Origin of the sequence: Pararhodobacter zhoushanensis (assembly GCF_003990445.1) — a bacterium.
GTDB classification, from domain to species: Bacteria; Pseudomonadota; Alphaproteobacteria; order Rhodobacterales; family Rhodobacteraceae; genus Pararhodobacter; species Pararhodobacter zhoushanensis.
This window is the reverse complement of the sequence record NZ_REEZ01000006.1, coordinates 113,200-128,896: the sequence shown is the minus strand read 5'-3', so window position 1 is coordinate 128,896 and position 15,697 is coordinate 113,200. Positions and strand designations below refer to the sequence as shown.

Below are 15,697 nucleotides of genomic sequence, written 5' to 3'. Positions count from 1 at the left end.
CCGGAACGGCCCGGGTCGGGGGGCAGCGCCCCCCGCGCGGCGCGAGCCCCCTCGATGGGGGCGAGCGCCGCCACCTGCTCTCAGGGATGCAGCAGGCGGTCAAACAGCGAGTCCAGGAAACCCTCGGCGCCGTCCATCGGGTCCTTGTCGCCGCGGATCAGGCGGATCTGGGCATCGAAATCGGCGTAATGCTGGGTCAGGGCCCAGATCGAGAAGATCAGGTGATAGGGGTCAACGGCGGCCAGTTGTCCGTCGGCGATCCATCGGCGGATCAGCGCGGCGCGGTCATCGACAAGGTCTTTCAGATCGCCCGCTATTTCATCGGACAGCCGCGGTGCCCCTTGCAGCACTTCATTGGCAAAGAGGCGGCTTTCGCGCGGATAGTCGCGCGACAGCTGCAGCTTGCGGCGCATGTAGCCCATGATCTCGCCGCGCGGATCGCCTTGGGGGTTCATCGCACGCAGAGGGGCGAGCCAGATATCGAGGAGTTCGTCCAGCAGGGCGCGGTGCATCGCTTCCTTGCTGTCGAAGTAATAGAGCAGGTTGGGTTTCGACAGACCCGCCACGCCCGCGATCTGGTCCAGTGTCGCGCCGCGAAACCCCTGTGCAGAGAAGACTTCGAGCGCCGCGTCGAGGATCTTGCGCCGGTTGCGGCGCTGAATGCGGGTCGTCATGCGGGCGCGCCGGGGTCGATGCCGATTCCGCGCAGGATGATGCTGCACACGGTCTCGGTGGCATCGTCCCACTGGTCGGCCTCAAGCGGGCCATGGTTCAGCGTTTCGATCTGATGGGCGAAATCGGCGTAATGCTGGGTCGTGGCCCAGATCATGTACAGCAGCCAGCGCGGCTCGACCGGCCGGATCGCGCCTTGGGCGATCCAGCGGCGGATGACCGCGACGCGAGTCTCTGTCCAACTGCGAAGCGTGGTTTCCAGATAGTCCTGAATGATCGGCGCGCCGTGCAGCACCTCGTTCGCCCAGACCTTCGAGCCATAGCGGTAGTCGCGCGACAGCTGCATCTTGCGCTCGATGTAGCGGCGCAGGGCGACTTCGGGCGTGGCGTCGGTATCGAAGCTGTCGGCAGCCTCGAGCCAGACGGTGAAGATCCGCTCAACCACGCGGCGGTAGAGCTTTTCCTTGGACGAGAAGTAGTAATGCAGGTTGGCCTTGGGCAGCCCGCAGGAATCGGCGATGGCCTGCATCGTGGCCCCGCCGAACCCGGCCTCGGCGAAAATACCCTCGGCTGCGTCGAGGATAGCCCGTTCGGTTTCTTCGCGCATTTCGGCGCGGGTGCCCGATTTTTCAGCGCCCTCGGTCTGAGCCATGCGCGCTCTGCTCCTCGTTTTTCCGCCGCCCCTAAACGACCTTGACTGGTTGGTCAGGTCTGCTAGCGTCGTCCCATACCCGGCCTTTTATGCCTGAGTTTTGTTGAGAATAGGCCCGGGCGTGCGCCGTGACAACCCGGCCTGCCGCGGTGCTTTGGAGAGAATGATGCGCCTCGATCATCCCCCGGCGTGTGCCGCGCGCGCTGCTCAATTTAGCGCCAGAGGCCAGCGGATACGCTGACAGAGGGTCCGCGAGACGTAGCAAAGAAGGAAACGCCATGACCGCCCCCGCCGCAAACCTGCGCATTAACCCTGACCGGCTGTGGGACAGCCTGATGGACATGGCCAAGATCGGCCCCGGTATTGCCGGCGGCAACAACCGCCAGACGCTGACCGATGAAGACGGTGAGGGCCGCGCGCTGTTCCAGCGCTGGTGCGAGGCGGCGGGAATGACCATGGGGGTCGACCAGATCGGCAACATGTTTGCCACCCGCCCGGGCACCGACCCCGACGCGCTGCCGGTCTATATGGGCAGCCATCTGGACACCCAGCCCACGGGCGGCAAATACGACGGCGTGCTGGGGGTGCTGGGCGCACTGGAAGCGGTGCGCACGATGGAAGATCTTGGCATCCGGACCAAGCATCCCATCGTCATCGTCAACTGGACCAATGAAGAAGGCACGCGCTTTGCCCCGGCGATGCTGGCCTCGGGGGTGTTTTCGGGGCGGCACACGCTGGACTGGGCCAATGACCGGGTGGATGCCAAGGGCAAGCGCTTTGGCGACGAGCTGGAACGGATCGGCTGGAAGGGCACCGAGACAGTCGGCGACCGCAAGATGCACGCGCTGTTCGAGCTGCACATCGAGCAGGGGCCGATTCTGGAGGCCGAGGGCAAGGATATCGGCGTGGTGACCCATGGGCAGGGCCTGCGCTGGATCGAATGCACGGTAACCGGCAAGGAAAGCCACACCGGCTCGACGCCCATGGCGATGCGCAAGAACGCCGGGCGCGGCCTGGCGCTGGTCACCGAGCTGGTGCACGAGATCGCGATGAAGAACCAGCCGAACGCGGTGGGGGCGATCGGGCATATCGACGTCTATCCGAACTCGCGCAACATCATCCCCGGCAAGGTGGTGTTCACCATCGACATGCGCACGCATATCCTGAGCAAACTCAACGGTATGGTTGACGAGCTGATGGCCCGCGCGCCGCAGCTTTGCGCGGATATCGGTGTGGAATTCTCGGCCGAGATCGTCGGGCAGTTCGATCCGCCCGCGTTTGACGAGGGCTGTGTGTCTGCGGTGCGGCGGGCGGCGGAGCGGCTGGGGTACAGCCATATGGATATTGTCTCGGGCGCCGGGCACGACGCCTGCTGGATCAATGACGTGGCACCCACGGCGATGATCATGTGTCCGTGTGTCGATGGGCTGTCGCATAACGAGGCCGAGGAGATTTCCAAGGACTGGGCGGCGGCGGGCACGGATGTGTTGTTGCACGCGGTGCTGGAGACGGCGGTGGTTGTCGGGTGAGCGGGTGCGGCGCGGCTCGGGGCCGGATGGCCCCTCGCCGCGCCGGTGGGGGCGCAGGCCCCCACACCCCCGCCGGGAGGATTTTCCATCCTCCCGGACCCTCCTGGAGGATATTTGAAGAGCAAAGATGGCGCAGCAGGCGGTGAGTGACGGGATGGAACGGCGGATCGGGCGGCTCTTGGCCGCCGAGATCGCGACGTTCGATGCGTCCTCAGCGGTTGCGGTGCTGACGCTGGAAGCGTTCCAGCGACGCCGGGTGAAGCGGCACCGGGCGATTACGGTGAATTTCTCGGGCGGGATCACGCAGACCTGCTGGACGGTGATCCGGTCGGATGGCTGCTACAGCGTGATTTTTCTGCCCGACGCGGGCTATTTCTCGCTGTGCGTGGACAGCGATTTCGGTCCGCTGGACATTGGGGTGCATGGCGCGGCCTTGGGCTGTTTTGCATCGGTTTGACGAAGAACAGGGGAGCGACAATGAGCACGGTCATCAAGAACGGCACCATCGTAACAGCGGATCTGACCTATAAGGCCGACGTGGTGGTCGAGGGCGGCGTGATCACCCAGATCGGGCAGGGCCTGACGGGTGACACCGAGCTGGACGCGACGGGGTGTTACGTGATGCCCGGCGGCATTGATCCGCACACGCATCTGGAGATGCCCTTCATGGGCACCTATTCCACCGATGATTTCGAAAGCGGCACGCGAGCGGCATTGGCCGGGGGCACCACGATGGTGGTCGATTTTGCGCTGCCCAGTCCGGGGCAGGGGCTGCTGGATGCGCTGCAGATGTGGGACAACAAATCGACGCGGGCCAATTGCGACTACAGTTTCCACATGGCGGTGACATGGTGGGGTGAGCAGGTCTTTGATGAGATGAAGACGGTGGTGCAGGACCGCGGCATCAACACGTTCAAGCATTTCATGGCCTATAAGGGCTCGCTGATGGTGAACGACGACGAGATGTTCGCCTCGTTCCAGCGGCTGGCCGAGCTGGGCGCGATCGCGATGGTGCATGCCGAGAACGGCGATGTGGTGGCCGAGCTGACCACCAAGCTGCTGGCCCAAGGCAACACCGGGCCCGAGGGCCATGCCTATTCCCGCCCGCCGCAGGTTGAGGGCGAGGCGACCAACCGCGCGATCATGATCGCCGATATGGCCGGCGTCCCGCTCTATGTCGTGCACACCAGCTGCGAGGAGAGCCACGAGGCCATCCGCCGTGCCAAGCAGGCCGGTAAGCGCGTCTGGGGTGAGCCGCTGATCCAGCACCTGACGCTGGACGAGAGTGAGTATTTCAACCCCGACTGGGACCATGCAGCCCGCCGGGTGATGAGCCCGCCGTTCCGCAACAAACAGCATCAGGACAGCCTGTGGGCGGGGCTTCAGTCAGGCAGCCTGAGCTGCGTGGCGACCGACCATTGTGCCTTTACCACCGAACAGAAACGCTATGGCGTCGGTGACTTCTCGAAGATCCCCAACGGCACTGGCGGCCTTGAGGACCGGCTGCCGATGCTGTGGACCTACGGCGTCAACACCGGGCGGTTGACGATGAACGAGTTTGTCGCCGTGACCTCGACCAACATTGCCAAGATCATGAACATGTACCCCAAAAAGGGTGCGGTTCTGGTCGGTGCCGATGCCGATCTGGTGGTCTGGGACCCGGCCAAGGAAAAGACGATCAGCGCGGGCAACCAGCAATCTGCGATTGATTACAACGTGTTCGAGGGGCATTCGGTCAAGGGCCTGCCGCGCTTTACCCTGACGCGGGGCAAGGTAGCCGTGCATGACGGTGAGATCCGCACCGAAGAGGGCCATGGCAAATTCGTCAAGCGCGATCCCAACAGCTCGGTCAGTCAGGCGCTGTCCAGCTGGAAAGAACTGACCGCGCCGCGCCCGGTGCAGCGCGCGGGCATTCCGGCGACGGGGGTGTGATGCGCCCGACGCTGGACAGGGTGCTGGAGACGGCGGTCTATGTCGATGACCTCGACACCGCCGAGGCGTTTTACGCTGGCGTGCTGGGCCTTGAAATCGTCCTCAAGACGCCCGGCCAGCACGTCTTTTTCCGCTGCGGGCGCACGATCGTGCTGACCTTTCTTCCCGGCTTTACCCGCGCACAAGCGGGGAAGGGGCCGCTGCCGGTTCCGCCGCACGGGGCTGAGGGGGCAGGGCATATCTGCTTTGCCGCAGAGGGGCCGGCGCTTGACCACTGGGCATCGCACCTGAGGGCGGCGGGGGTCGCCATAGAAGCCGACTTTCGCTGGCCCAACGGGGCGCGGTCGATTTATGTGCGCGACCCGGCGGGCAATTCCGTCGAATTCGCCGAACCGAAACTTTGGGAGATCCCTGCGTGAGCGATGTCGCTGCCCCGCCTGTTGTCATCGAAGCTCAAGGTCTGAACCTGACCTTCACCACGAATGACGGCCCCGTCCATGCGCTCAAGGATATCAACCTGAGCATCCACAAAGGCGAGTTCGTCAGCTTCATCGGCCCCTCGGGCTGTGGCAAGACGACTTTTCTGCGCACGATTGCCGATCTGGAGCAGCCCACCGGGGGGACGCTCAGCGTCAACGGGATGAGCGCCTCCGCGGCCCGCAAGGCGCGCGCTTACGGCTATGTGTTTCAGGCGGCGGGGCTGTATCCCTGGCGCACGATCGAGGGAAATGTCCGGCTTCCGCTTGAAATCATGGGGTTTTCCAAAGCCGATCAGGCCGAGCGCGCCAAGCGGGTGCTGGAGCTGGTCGAGCTGTCAGGGTTCGAGAAGAAATTCCCCTGGCAGCTGTCGGGGGGCATGCAGCAGCGCGCCTCCATCGCCCGCGCGCTGGCCTTTGACGCCGACATCCTGCTGATGGACGAACCCTTCGGCGCGCTCGACGAGATCGTGCGCGACCGGCTGAACGAGGAGCTGCTCAAGCTCTGGGCGCGCACCCAGAAGACCATCGGTTTTGTCACGCACTCGATCCCCGAGGCGGTCTATCTGAGCACCAAGATCGTCGTCATGTCGCCGCGTCCGGGCCGGATCACCGACATCATCGACAGCCCGCTGCCCAAGGAACGCCCGCTGGAAATCCGCGACAGTCCCGAGTTTATCGCGATTGCGCACCGCGTGCGCGAAGGGCTGCGGGCGGGGTATGATCAACACGAGGGGGTGTGACGATGGTCACGAGAGCTGACATGGTCCCATGGGTGAGCGACGCCGTTGCAGCCAAAGGTGGTACGGCAAGCATCGTCGAAATCGCCAAACACATTTGGGTAAACCATGAGCGAGATATCCTTGCGTCCGGGGATCTCCTATACAAGTGGCAGTACGAAATGCGTTGGGCGGGCAACGTGCTCGTGAAGGCAGGAAAGCTTGATAAAACAAGCAGGCGTGGATACTGGAGGCTATTGCCTTGAAGTCACGCAGCTTCCCCGTCCTCACCGTCGTCGCAGCATTGCTGGCGCTGTGGTACATCGCGGTCATCCCGATGAACGCGCAATGGGAATACGATCAGGCCAGCCGCGCCGGGCGCGATCTGCCGTTTGGCGAGATGGTCGCCAATACGATGGCACAAGAGCGCCCGGTGCTGCCCGCGCCGCATCAGGTGGTGGCCGAGCTCTGGCGCTCGACCGTGGTCGAGGAAGCCACCGGCCGCCGGGGCCTGTGGCGCAGCGGCTCGCTGTCGAACCGCAGCTTGGTTTACCACGGGCTGATCACGCTCAGCGCCACGATGCTGGGCTTTGTCATCGGCACCGGCGGCGGTATCCTGCTGGCCATCGGCATCGTGTATAACAAGGCGATGGATACCAGCGTGATGCCCTGGGCGATTGCCAGCCAGACGATTCCGATCATCGCGCTGGCACCGATGATTATCGTGGTACTCAATTCGGTGGGGATTTCCGGGCTGGTGCCCAAGGCGATCATTGCGGCCTATCTCAGCTTCTTCCCGGTCGTTGTTGGCATGGTGAAGGGGTTGCGCGCGCCGGATGCGATGCAGCTGGATCTGATGAAGACCTATTCGGCCTCGGGCAATGATGTGTTTGCCAAGTTGCGGCTGCCGACCTCGATGCCCTATCTCTTCGCCTCGCTCAAAGTCGGTATCGCCGCCGCGCTGGTCGGCACCATTGTTGGCGAGCTGCCGGTGCAGGAGGGGGGGCTTGGCGTGCGTCTGTTGTCGGGCAGCTATTACGGCCAGACCATCCAGATCTGGGCCGCGCTGTTTGCCGCGGCGATTCTGGCAGCGGGGCTGGTGGGCATCGTGGCGCTGATCGAGCGGCGGGTGCTCAAGCGGATGGGGATGGCGCAATGAGCGGGCTGATGCGTGTAAACGGCGGGTGGTTGCGGCTGGGGCTGAGCGCCGCCGTGCTGTTGGCAGCATGGTTGCCCAAGGCGGGCGCGGCGCAGCCGACGACTGCCGTGCTGGTGGCGCTGCTCGTTGCGGTGGCGCTCGGCTTTGCCTTTGACGCCTTGCGCGGGACGCCTGAGCGGGTCGCGCTGCTGATCGCCCTTGGCCTCGCCCTGGGCTTCGCTGCCGTCGATCTGGCCGCCGTGCAACAGGGGGGCGAGGCCGGGGCCTTCTGGGCCGCGATGATCGCCGTCTGGCTGGGCGCGTGGATGCTGGTGGCCTTCGTGGCCGAATTGCCGCGCAAGGGCGGGCTGATGGGGCTGATCGCGCCCTTGATCTTTGGCGCGACGATCCTGTGGGCGTGGGAATGCGTGGTGCATGCGCTGGGGGTGCCACGGGTGATCCTGCCCGCACCGTCCTCGATCGCCGCACGATTGGCCGATTCCACCGATACGCTGTGGATCGACCTTGTGCAGACCTTCGGGCGTGGCGCGCTCAGCGGCTATGTCATCGGCTGCGGCTCGGCCTTTGTGTTTGCGCTGGTGGTCGATCGCTACCGCTTCCTGCGTCAGGGCCTGCTGCCGGTCGGCAACTTTCTGGCCGCGCTGCCCATCATCGGCACGGCCCCCATTTTCGTCATGTGGTTCGGCTTTGACTGGCCGTCCAAAGCGGCGGTTGTGGTGGCGATGGTGTTCTTTCCCATGCTGGTCAACACCGTGCAGGGCCTGACCGCGACCGACAGCATGCAGCGCGATTTGATGCGCACCTATTCCGCCAGCTGGGGCCAGACGCTGCTGCGCCTGCGCCTGCCGGCGGCGATGCCCTTTGTCTTCAACGGGCTGAAAATCTGTGCGACCCTTGCCCTGATCGGGGCTATCGTGGCCGAGTTCTTCGGCTCGCCCACCTATGGCATGGGCTTTCGCATTTCCACCGAGGTCGGGCGCTTGCAGCTCGACATGGTCTGGGCAGAAATCGCCGTAGCCGCGCTGCTGGGTTCAGCGTTCTATGGTGTCTGGGCTCTGCTCGAACGACGGGTGACCTTCTGGCACCCGTCGCAGCGCAGCAGATAATTCCGGCCCCGCCAAAAGGGGTCGGCCAACAAGGAGGTTGATGAATGTCTAAACTAGTTCTGGCCGGGGTAACCTCGGCACTGGCGTTGGTCGGCGGCATGGCGCAGGCCAATGACGAGGTCACGCTGCAGCTGAAATGGGTCACGCAGGCGCAGTTCGCCGGCTACTACGTCGCGCTAGAGAACGGCTATTACGACGAGGAAGGCCTCGACGTCACCATCCGTCCCGGTGGCCCCGACATCGCGCCGGTGCAGGTGCTGATGGGCGGCGGTGCCGATGTCATGGTCGACTGGATGCCCTCGGCGCTGGCCGCGCGCGAGCAGGGGGCCCCGGTGGTCAACATCGCGCAACCCTTCGTGCGCTCGGGCATGATGCTGACCTGTCTGGCCGAATCGGGCATCACCTCGCCCGATGACTTCCCCGGCCGCACGCTGGGCGTCTGGTTCTTTGGCAATGAATACCCGTTCCTGTCGTGGATGGCGCATCTGGGCATCCCGACCGAGGGCGGTGACGACGGCGTCGAAGTGCTGCGTCAGGGCTTCAACGTCGATCCGCTGCTGCAGCGTCAGGCCGATTGCGTGTCGACCATGACCTATAACGAATACTGGCAGGTCATCGACGCGGGCATCACGCCCGAGCAGCTGGTGACCTTCAAGTATGAGGATCAGGGCGTCGCCACGCTGGAAGACGGGCTCTATGTGCTTGAGGACAACCTCAACGACCCGGCGTTTGTTGACCGCATGGCGCGATTCGTCCGGGCATCGATGCGCGGCTGGCATTGGGCCGAAGAGCATCCCGAAGAAGCGGCGATGATCGTTCTCGATAACGACGAGACCGGCGCGCAGACCGAATCCCACCAGATTCGCATGATGGGCGAAGTGGCGCTGCTGACGCAGGGTTCCACGGGAGCGCTGGACGAAGAAGCCTATGCCCGCACCGTTGCTACGCTGCTGGGCGGCGGCTCGGACCCGGTGATCACAGCCGAGCCGACCGGGGCTTTCACCCATGTCGTGACCGATGCTGCGATGCAGTGAGGCCTGACTGCAACAGTATGATGACGAATCTCGGAGCGCTTCGGCGCTCCGATTTTTTTTGTTAGCCGTTAAGCAATGCCGCCAAGTGTGGCTGATTTCTAAGAAACTTTAGACAAGCATTCTGAGTCGCTTTTGCCCCTTCTTCAGGCACGCCCAAGTCAAGACGCTTACAGCCGCCGACGCGAACAAAAACCACTTGCGACCGGGCGCTACCTACGCCAGATTGTGTAGGCCGACAAAAGGGCCACTAGATATAGTAAGGCTCGCTGGGGCAGGGTTTAGAGTAGCAGGAACAGGCAGCAGCCACGGATTTACCGTGGTTTTCGACACGTTTGATAGCGTGCCGCTGCGGATCTATGCACCGCACCCCGCCCACCGCGAGCCTGCTTTCCGTCAACAGTGGTCCAAGAAACGACGCATTGGGACATAAGGGGACAGGCATTATGAAGATCGAGCGCAAACTTACCACCGAGGGCCAGGACGCCTACGCGGCGCTGGCGTTTACGACGACCGTATCCGAGATCCGCAACCCCGACGGGAAGATCGTCTTCCGCAACGAATCGGTCGAGGTTCCGCAGGGCTGGAGCCAGGTCGCCTCGGACGTGATCGCGCAGAAGTATTTTCGCAAGGCCGGCGTCCCCGCGCGCCTGAAGAAAGTCGCTGAAAAGAACGTCCCCGAATTCCTGTGGCGCTCGATCCCCGATGACAAGGCGCTGGCCGACCTGCCCGAAGCCGAGCGTTTCGTCGGCGAAACCTCGGCCCGGCAGGTGTTCGACCGTCTGGCCGGTGCCTGGGCCTATTGGGGCTGGAAGGGCGGCTATTTCACCACCGAGGCCGACGCCCAGGCTTATTACGACGAGATGCGCGTGATGCTGGCCCGTCAGATGGCCGCCCCCAACTCGCCGCAATGGTTCAACACCGGCCTGCACTGGGCTTACGGCATCGACGGTCCGTCGCAGGGCCACTTCTATGTCGACCCCTTCACCCACAAGCTGGTGAAATCGAAATCCTCGTATGAGCACCCGCAGCCCCATGCCTGCTTTATCCAGTCGGTTTCGGACGACCTGGTGAATGAGGGTGGCATCATGGACCTCTGGGTCCGCGAGGCGCGTCTGTTCAAATACGGCTCGGGCACCGGCACCAACTTCTCCAGCCTGCGCGGCGAGGGCGAAAGCCTGTCGGGCGGCGGCAAATCCTCGGGCCTGATGGGCTTTTTGAAAATCGGTGACCGCGCTGCCGGTGCGATCAAATCGGGCGGCACCACGCGCCGCGCCGCCAAGATGGTGATCTGCGACATGGATCACCCCGATGTCGAAGCCTTCATCAACTGGAAGGTCATCGAAGAACAGAAGGTCGCCTCGCTGGTGGCGGGCTCCAAGGCCCATGAGCAGCGCCTGAACGCCATCTTCACCGCGATCCGCGAGTTTGACGGCGCGTCCGAAGGATCGGTCGATCCCTCGCTGAATGCTGAGCTGAAAACGGCGATCAAGGCGGCCAAAAAGGCCATGATCCCCGACACCTACACCAACCGCATTCTGCAATACGCCAAGCAGGGCTATACCTCGATCGAATTCCCGACCTACGACACCGACTGGGATTCCGAGGCCTATGTCTCGGTTTCGGGTCAGAACTCGAACAACTCGGTGCGCGTCACCGACGCTTTCCTGACCGCCGTCAAGAACGACGCCGACTGGGAACTGCTGCGCCGTACCGACGGCAAGGTCGCCAAGACCGTCAAAGCCCGTGATCTGTGGGAACAGGTCGGCCACGCCGCCTGGGCCTGCGCCGATCCCGGCATCCAGTTCCACGACACCGTCAACGCGTGGCACACCTGCCCGGCAGACGGCCCGATCCGCGGCTCGAACCCGTGTTCGGAATACATGTTCCTCGATGACACGGCCTGTAACCTTGCCTCGATGAACCTGCTGAAATTCTTCGGCAACGGCCAGTTCGACGCCGAAACCTACATGCACGCCACCCGCCTGTGGACCGTGACGCTGGAAATCAGCGTGATGATGGCGCAGTTCCCCTCCAAGGAAATCGCCCAGCGGTCCTATGACTACCGCACGCTGGGTCTGGGCTATGCCAACATCGGCGGTCTGCTGATGAACATGGGCTTTGGCTATGACAGCGATGAGGGCCGCGCGCTGGCCGGTGCGCTGACCGCGCTGATGACGGGTGTTGCCTATGCCACCTCGGCCGAGATGGCGGCTGAGCTGGGCGCTTTCCCGGGCTACGCCCGCAACCGCGAACATATGCTGCGCGTCATCCGCAACCACCGCCGCGCCGCACAAGGCCTGACCGATTTCGAAGGCGTTAACGTTAACCCCGTCGTGCTCGACGCGGCCAACTGCCCCGATGCCAGCCTTGTCGCTCTGGCCCGCACCGCCTGGGACGAGGCGCTGACCCTCGGCGAAGCCCATGGCTACCGCAACGCACAATCCACCGTGATCGCGCCGACCGGCACCATCGGTCTGGTGATGGATTGCGACACCACCGGCATCGAGCCCGATTTCGCGCTGGTGAAGTTCAAGAAACTGGCCGGCGGCGGCTATTTCAAGATCATCAACCAGTCGGTCCCGGCCGCGCTGACCAAGCTGGGCTACAAACCCGCACAGATCGAAGAGATCGTCGCCTATGCCGTGGGCCACGGGACGCTGGGGCAAGCGCCCGGCATCAACCATACCTCGCTGATCGGCCACGGCTTTGGCCCGGCCGAGATCAAGAAGATCGAAACCGCGCTGGCAACGGCCTTCGACATCCGCTTCGTGTTCAACCAGTGGACGCTGGGCGAAGAGTTCTGCCGCGAAAATCTGGGCATCCCGCAGGCCAAGCTGAACGACCCGTCGTTCGACCTGCTGCGCCACCTCGGCTTCACGAAGACCCAGGTCGAGGATGCCAATGACCACGTCGTCGGCACCATGACGCTGGAAGGCGCGCCGCACCTGAAGGGCGAGCATTATTCGATCTTCGATTGCGCCAATGCCTGCGGCAAGAAGGGTAAACGCTACCTGTCGGTAGACAGCCACATCCGCATGATGGCGGCGGCCCAGTCGTTCATCTCGGGCGCGATCTCGAAAACGATCAACATGCCGAACTCGGCCTCGATCGAAGAAACGCTGGCAGCCTATGAACTCAGCTGGTCGCTGGGCATCAAGGCCAACGCGCTCTACCGCGACGGCTCGAAACTGTCGCAGCCGCTGGCCTCGGCGCTGATCGAGGACGATGAAGAGGCCGAAGAGATCCTCGCCACCGGCTCGACCCAGGAAAAAGCCGCGCTGATCGCCGAGAAAATCGTCGAGAAGATCATCGTCAAGGAAGTTGCCCGCGGCCGCGAAAAGCTGCCCGAGCGTCGCAAGGGCTATACCCAGAAAGCCATCGTCGGCGGTCACAAGGTCTATCTGCGCACCGGCGAATACGACGGCGGCAAGCTGGGCGAGATCTTCATCGACATGCACAAGGAAGGTGCTGGCTTCCGCGCGATGATGAACAACTTCGCCATCGCGGTGTCGGTTGGCCTGCAATACGGCGTGCCGCTGGAGGAATTCGTCGACGCCTTCACCTTCACCCGGTTCGAACCGGCGGGCATGGTGCAGGGCAACGAGGCGATCAAGAACGCCACCTCGATCCTTGACTATATCTTCCGCGAACTGGCGATCTCGTATCTGGACCGCACCGATCTGGCCCATGTCAAACCGACGGGTGCTGCGTTCGACGATCTGGGCGCTGGCGAGAAAGAAGGCCAGAAGAACGTCTCGCAAGTGTCCGACGAAGCGGCCACGCGCGGACTGGAAGTGCTGCGCCAGATCTCGTCGACGGGCTACCTGCGCAAACGCCTGCCGCAAGAGCTGCTGGTGTTGCAAGGCGGCTCGCAACCCCGCGCGCTGGACAGCGGCGCGGCGGTCAGCGCAGTCGCCGGGAACCTCGCGGTCGCTGCGCGCGTAGAGACCTCGGTCGAGGCGGTCGCGGTCAGCATGGACCCGCGCACCAAGGCCAAGATGCAAGGCTACGAGGGCGACCCCTGCGGCGAGTGCGGCAACTACACGCTGGTGCGCAACGGCACCTGCATGAAGTGCAACACCTGCGGGTCGACGAGCGGTTGCAGCTGATCCGCAACCCAAGGCGGTGACGTGCGAAAGGGCCGGGGGAAACCCCGGCCCTTTTCTGTGGCGCAGTTTCTGCGGCGCGGTGGTGGCGGGCCTCGGGGGCATCGAGCCCCCTCGGCCCGCGCGGGTTGCCACCCGCACCCGCCCGGGAGGATTTTCCATCCTCCCGGACCCTCTTGGAGGATATTTAACAGAGCAAAGAGGGGCGTTAACGAAAGGTTAACCGCGCATTTTCTGTCTGAAAATATCCTCGGGGGGTGAATTCGCTGAAAGCGAAGAGGGGGGCTGACAGCCCCCCTTGCACCGATCTCAGCCTCAGTCGAGGTCAGAGGCTGCGTGCCGTTCTTTCACCGCATCCGCGCTGTCGCCGGGTTTGTTCACCCGTTTCCCACGCTGCACAGCCGGGCGGGCAGCGACGTCGGCGGCCCAGCGGATCACGTTGGTGTATTCATGCACGGCGAGGAATTCGGCCGAGTCATACGCCCCGCCCTCGACCAGCCGCCCGTACCATGGATAGATCGCGATATCGGCGATGGAATACGCGTCGCCCGCGATGAACTTGCGATCCGCCAGAGTGCGGTCCAGCACGTCGAGCTGGCGTTTCACTTCCATCGCGAAGCGGTTGATCGGGTATTCCATCTTCTCGGGCGCATAGGCGTAGAAATGCCCGAAACCGCCGCCCAGATAGGGTGCCGCGCCCATCTGCCAGAACAACCAGTTCATCACCTCGGCGCGCGCGGGGCCCGAGGCGGGCAGGAATTCACCAAAGCGTTCGGCCAGATGGAACAGGATCGAGGCGCTCTCAAAAAGGCGCACGGGTTCACTGCCCGAGCGGTCCATCATCGCCGGGATTTTCGAGTTCGGGTTAATCTCGACAAAACCCGAGCCGAACTGATCGCCATCACCGATGTTGATCAGCCACGCGTCGTATTCCGCGCCCTTATGACCAGCGGCGAGCAGCTCTTCGAGCATGATCGTCACCTTGACGCCATTGGGCGTGCCCAGCGAGTAGAGCTGGAACGGGTGCTCGCCGACCGGCAGCACCTTGTCATGCGTCGGCCCCGAAACGGGCCGGTTGATTGAGGCGAAGCGTCCGCCGCTTTCCTGGTCCCAGGTCCAGACCTTGGGCGGCACGTAGGCTGTATCAGTCGGCATCGGATTTCCTTTTTTTTTGGCTCCCTGAACCTGAACCTGTGCACCAAAAGGTCAAGATGCCATAGCGATAAAAAACGGGCCGGGGTTGACCCCGGCCCGCTGAAATCCACTCAAAGCCGCAGGGCTTACGGGAAGCCGACGCGGTCGAAGATCTCGGTCGCCTCTGCCGCGTTCAGCCCGTAGACCGAGACGTTGACGCCCGAGTTCTTGAACTCGGTGAACGGGGCCACCGGCCCGTGGATCTCGACCCCCGGCACGATCGGGAATTCGTTGTTGCTGTCGGCAAAGATCGCCTGCGCTTCATCGGACACCAGATATTCGAGGAACCGCACGGCGTTGTCCCGGTTGGGGGCATTCACCACCACACCGGCACCAGAGATGTTCACATGCGCGCCGCGACCTTCCTGGTTGGGGTAGAAGAACTCGACCGCATTGGCGACGGCGACGTCATCGGGGTTATCCGAAGCTGCCAGCGCGCCCCAGTAGTAGGTGTTGGACACCGCAACCGAGCACTCGCCTGCAGCCAGCGCGCGCAGCTGATCGCGGTCACCGCCCTGTGGCGCACGTGCGAGGTTGTTGTTGACGCCCGCCGCCCAGTCCTGCGCCGCATCAGCGCCCAGAACCTCGATCAGCTCGGCCATCAGCGAGATGTTATAGATGCTGCCCGACGAGCGGATGCAGATTTCGCCCTCAAGGCGGGGATCGGCCAGATCCTCGTAATCGTTCAACCAGTCGGGACGCTCGCCGGTGCGGGTAAAGATCACCCGGGCGCGGGCCGAGAGGCCGAACCAAAGATTGTCGGGGTGGCGGAAATTGGCCGGGATCCGCGCGTCGAGCACGGCGCTCTCAACCGGCTGGAAGATCCCCGCTTCGACGGCACGGTGCAGGCGGCCGCCATCGACGGTGATGTACAGATCCGCCGGGCTGTTGGCGCCCTCGGTCAGGATGCGTTCCATCAGCTGCTCGCCCGAGCCTTCGATCAGGTTGATCTGGATGCCGGTCTCATTGGTGAAGTTCTCATAAATCCGCAGGTCGGTGTCATAGTGGCGGGCCGAATAGAGGTTCAGCTCTTCGGCCATCGCAGGGGCCGAGGCCATCAGGACGATGCCGAGGGCGGTCAGGGAACGAAACATGGGGTTAACTCCGGTTGTGTCTTG

At 63.6% G+C, this 15,697-nt stretch carries 13 protein-coding genes; 9 read left to right on the top strand and 4 right to left on the bottom strand.

Annotation, left to right across the window (positions count from 1 at the left end; all coding sequences use genetic code 11):
* Positions 1-80 precede the first annotated feature (80 nt).
* Together EAE28_RS14690 and EAE28_RS14685 are read right to left on the bottom strand one after the other, a co-directional pair.
* On the bottom strand, positions 81-674 hold the full coding sequence (locus EAE28_RS14690; RefSeq protein WP_127107565.1) for a TetR family transcriptional regulator C-terminal domain-containing protein: 594 nt from the start codon (positions 672-674) through the stop codon (positions 81-83).
* Positions 671-1,324: a TetR/AcrR family transcriptional regulator gene (locus EAE28_RS14685; protein WP_127107563.1), complete on the bottom strand. Its 654-nt coding sequence runs from the start codon at positions 1,322-1,324 to the stop codon at positions 671-673. The genes EAE28_RS14690 and EAE28_RS14685 overlap by 4 nt, the downstream gene beginning before the upstream one ends.
* Positions 1,325-1,602: 278 nt before the next feature.
* Here EAE28_RS14685 and EAE28_RS14680 point away from each other — a divergent pair, with 278 nt between their 5' ends.
* From EAE28_RS14680 to EAE28_RS14635, 9 genes are all read left to right on the top strand, one after another.
* Entirely contained in the window at positions 1,603-2,853 is a 1,251-nt protein-coding gene (locus EAE28_RS14680) for a Zn-dependent hydrolase (RefSeq protein WP_127107561.1), read from the top strand.
* 127 nt (positions 2,854-2,980) lie between these two features.
* On the top strand, positions 2,981-3,310 hold the full coding sequence (locus EAE28_RS14675) for a hypothetical protein (RefSeq protein WP_127107559.1): 330 nt from the start codon (positions 2,981-2,983) through the stop codon (positions 3,308-3,310).
* 20 nt (positions 3,311-3,330) lie between these two features.
* A complete protein-coding gene (gene hydA, locus EAE28_RS14670) occupies positions 3,331-4,785 on the top strand; it encodes a dihydropyrimidinase (protein WP_127107557.1) in 1,455 nt (484 codons plus the stop codon).
* Entirely contained in the window at positions 4,785-5,204 is a 420-nt protein-coding gene (locus tag EAE28_RS14665) for a VOC family protein (protein ID WP_127107555.1), read from the top strand. The genes hydA and EAE28_RS14665 overlap by 1 nt, the downstream gene beginning before the upstream one ends.
* Positions 5,201-6,004 (top strand): ABC transporter ATP-binding protein, encoded by an 804-nt coding sequence (locus tag EAE28_RS14660; protein WP_127107553.1) that lies wholly within the window; start codon positions 5,201-5,203, stop codon positions 6,002-6,004. Before EAE28_RS14665 ends, EAE28_RS14660 begins: the two co-directional genes overlap by 4 nt.
* A 313-nt stretch (positions 6,005-6,317) precedes the next feature.
* Complete coding sequence (locus EAE28_RS14650) at positions 6,318-7,139, top strand: ABC transporter permease (protein WP_127107800.1); 822 nt, start codon at positions 6,318-6,320, stop codon at positions 7,137-7,139.
* Between the two features lie 305 nt (positions 7,140-7,444).
* Positions 7,445-8,245, top strand: coding sequence for an ABC transporter permease (locus EAE28_RS14645; protein WP_246022368.1), 801 nt, complete (start codon positions 7,445-7,447; stop codon positions 8,243-8,245).
* Between the two features lie 44 nt (positions 8,246-8,289).
* On the top strand, positions 8,290-9,279 hold the full coding sequence (locus EAE28_RS14640; RefSeq protein WP_181954494.1) for an ABC transporter substrate-binding protein: 990 nt from the start codon (positions 8,290-8,292) through the stop codon (positions 9,277-9,279).
* Between the two features lie 443 nt (positions 9,280-9,722).
* Positions 9,723-13,388, top strand: a complete 3,666-nt coding sequence (locus EAE28_RS14635; RefSeq protein ID WP_127107549.1) for a vitamin B12-dependent ribonucleotide reductase — start codon at positions 9,723-9,725, stop codon at positions 13,386-13,388.
* 312 nt (positions 13,389-13,700) lie between these two features.
* Here the strand turns inward: EAE28_RS14635 and yghU are convergent, their stop codons facing one another.
* Positions 13,701-14,540, bottom strand: a complete 840-nt coding sequence (yghU, locus tag EAE28_RS14630; RefSeq protein WP_127107547.1) for a glutathione-dependent disulfide-bond oxidoreductase — start codon at positions 14,538-14,540, stop codon at positions 13,701-13,703.
* Between the two features lie 125 nt (positions 14,541-14,665).
* Entirely contained in the window at positions 14,666-15,673 is a 1,008-nt protein-coding gene (locus EAE28_RS14625; protein ID WP_127107545.1) for an extracellular solute-binding protein, read from the bottom strand.
* Between the last annotated feature and the right edge of the window lie 24 nt (positions 15,674-15,697).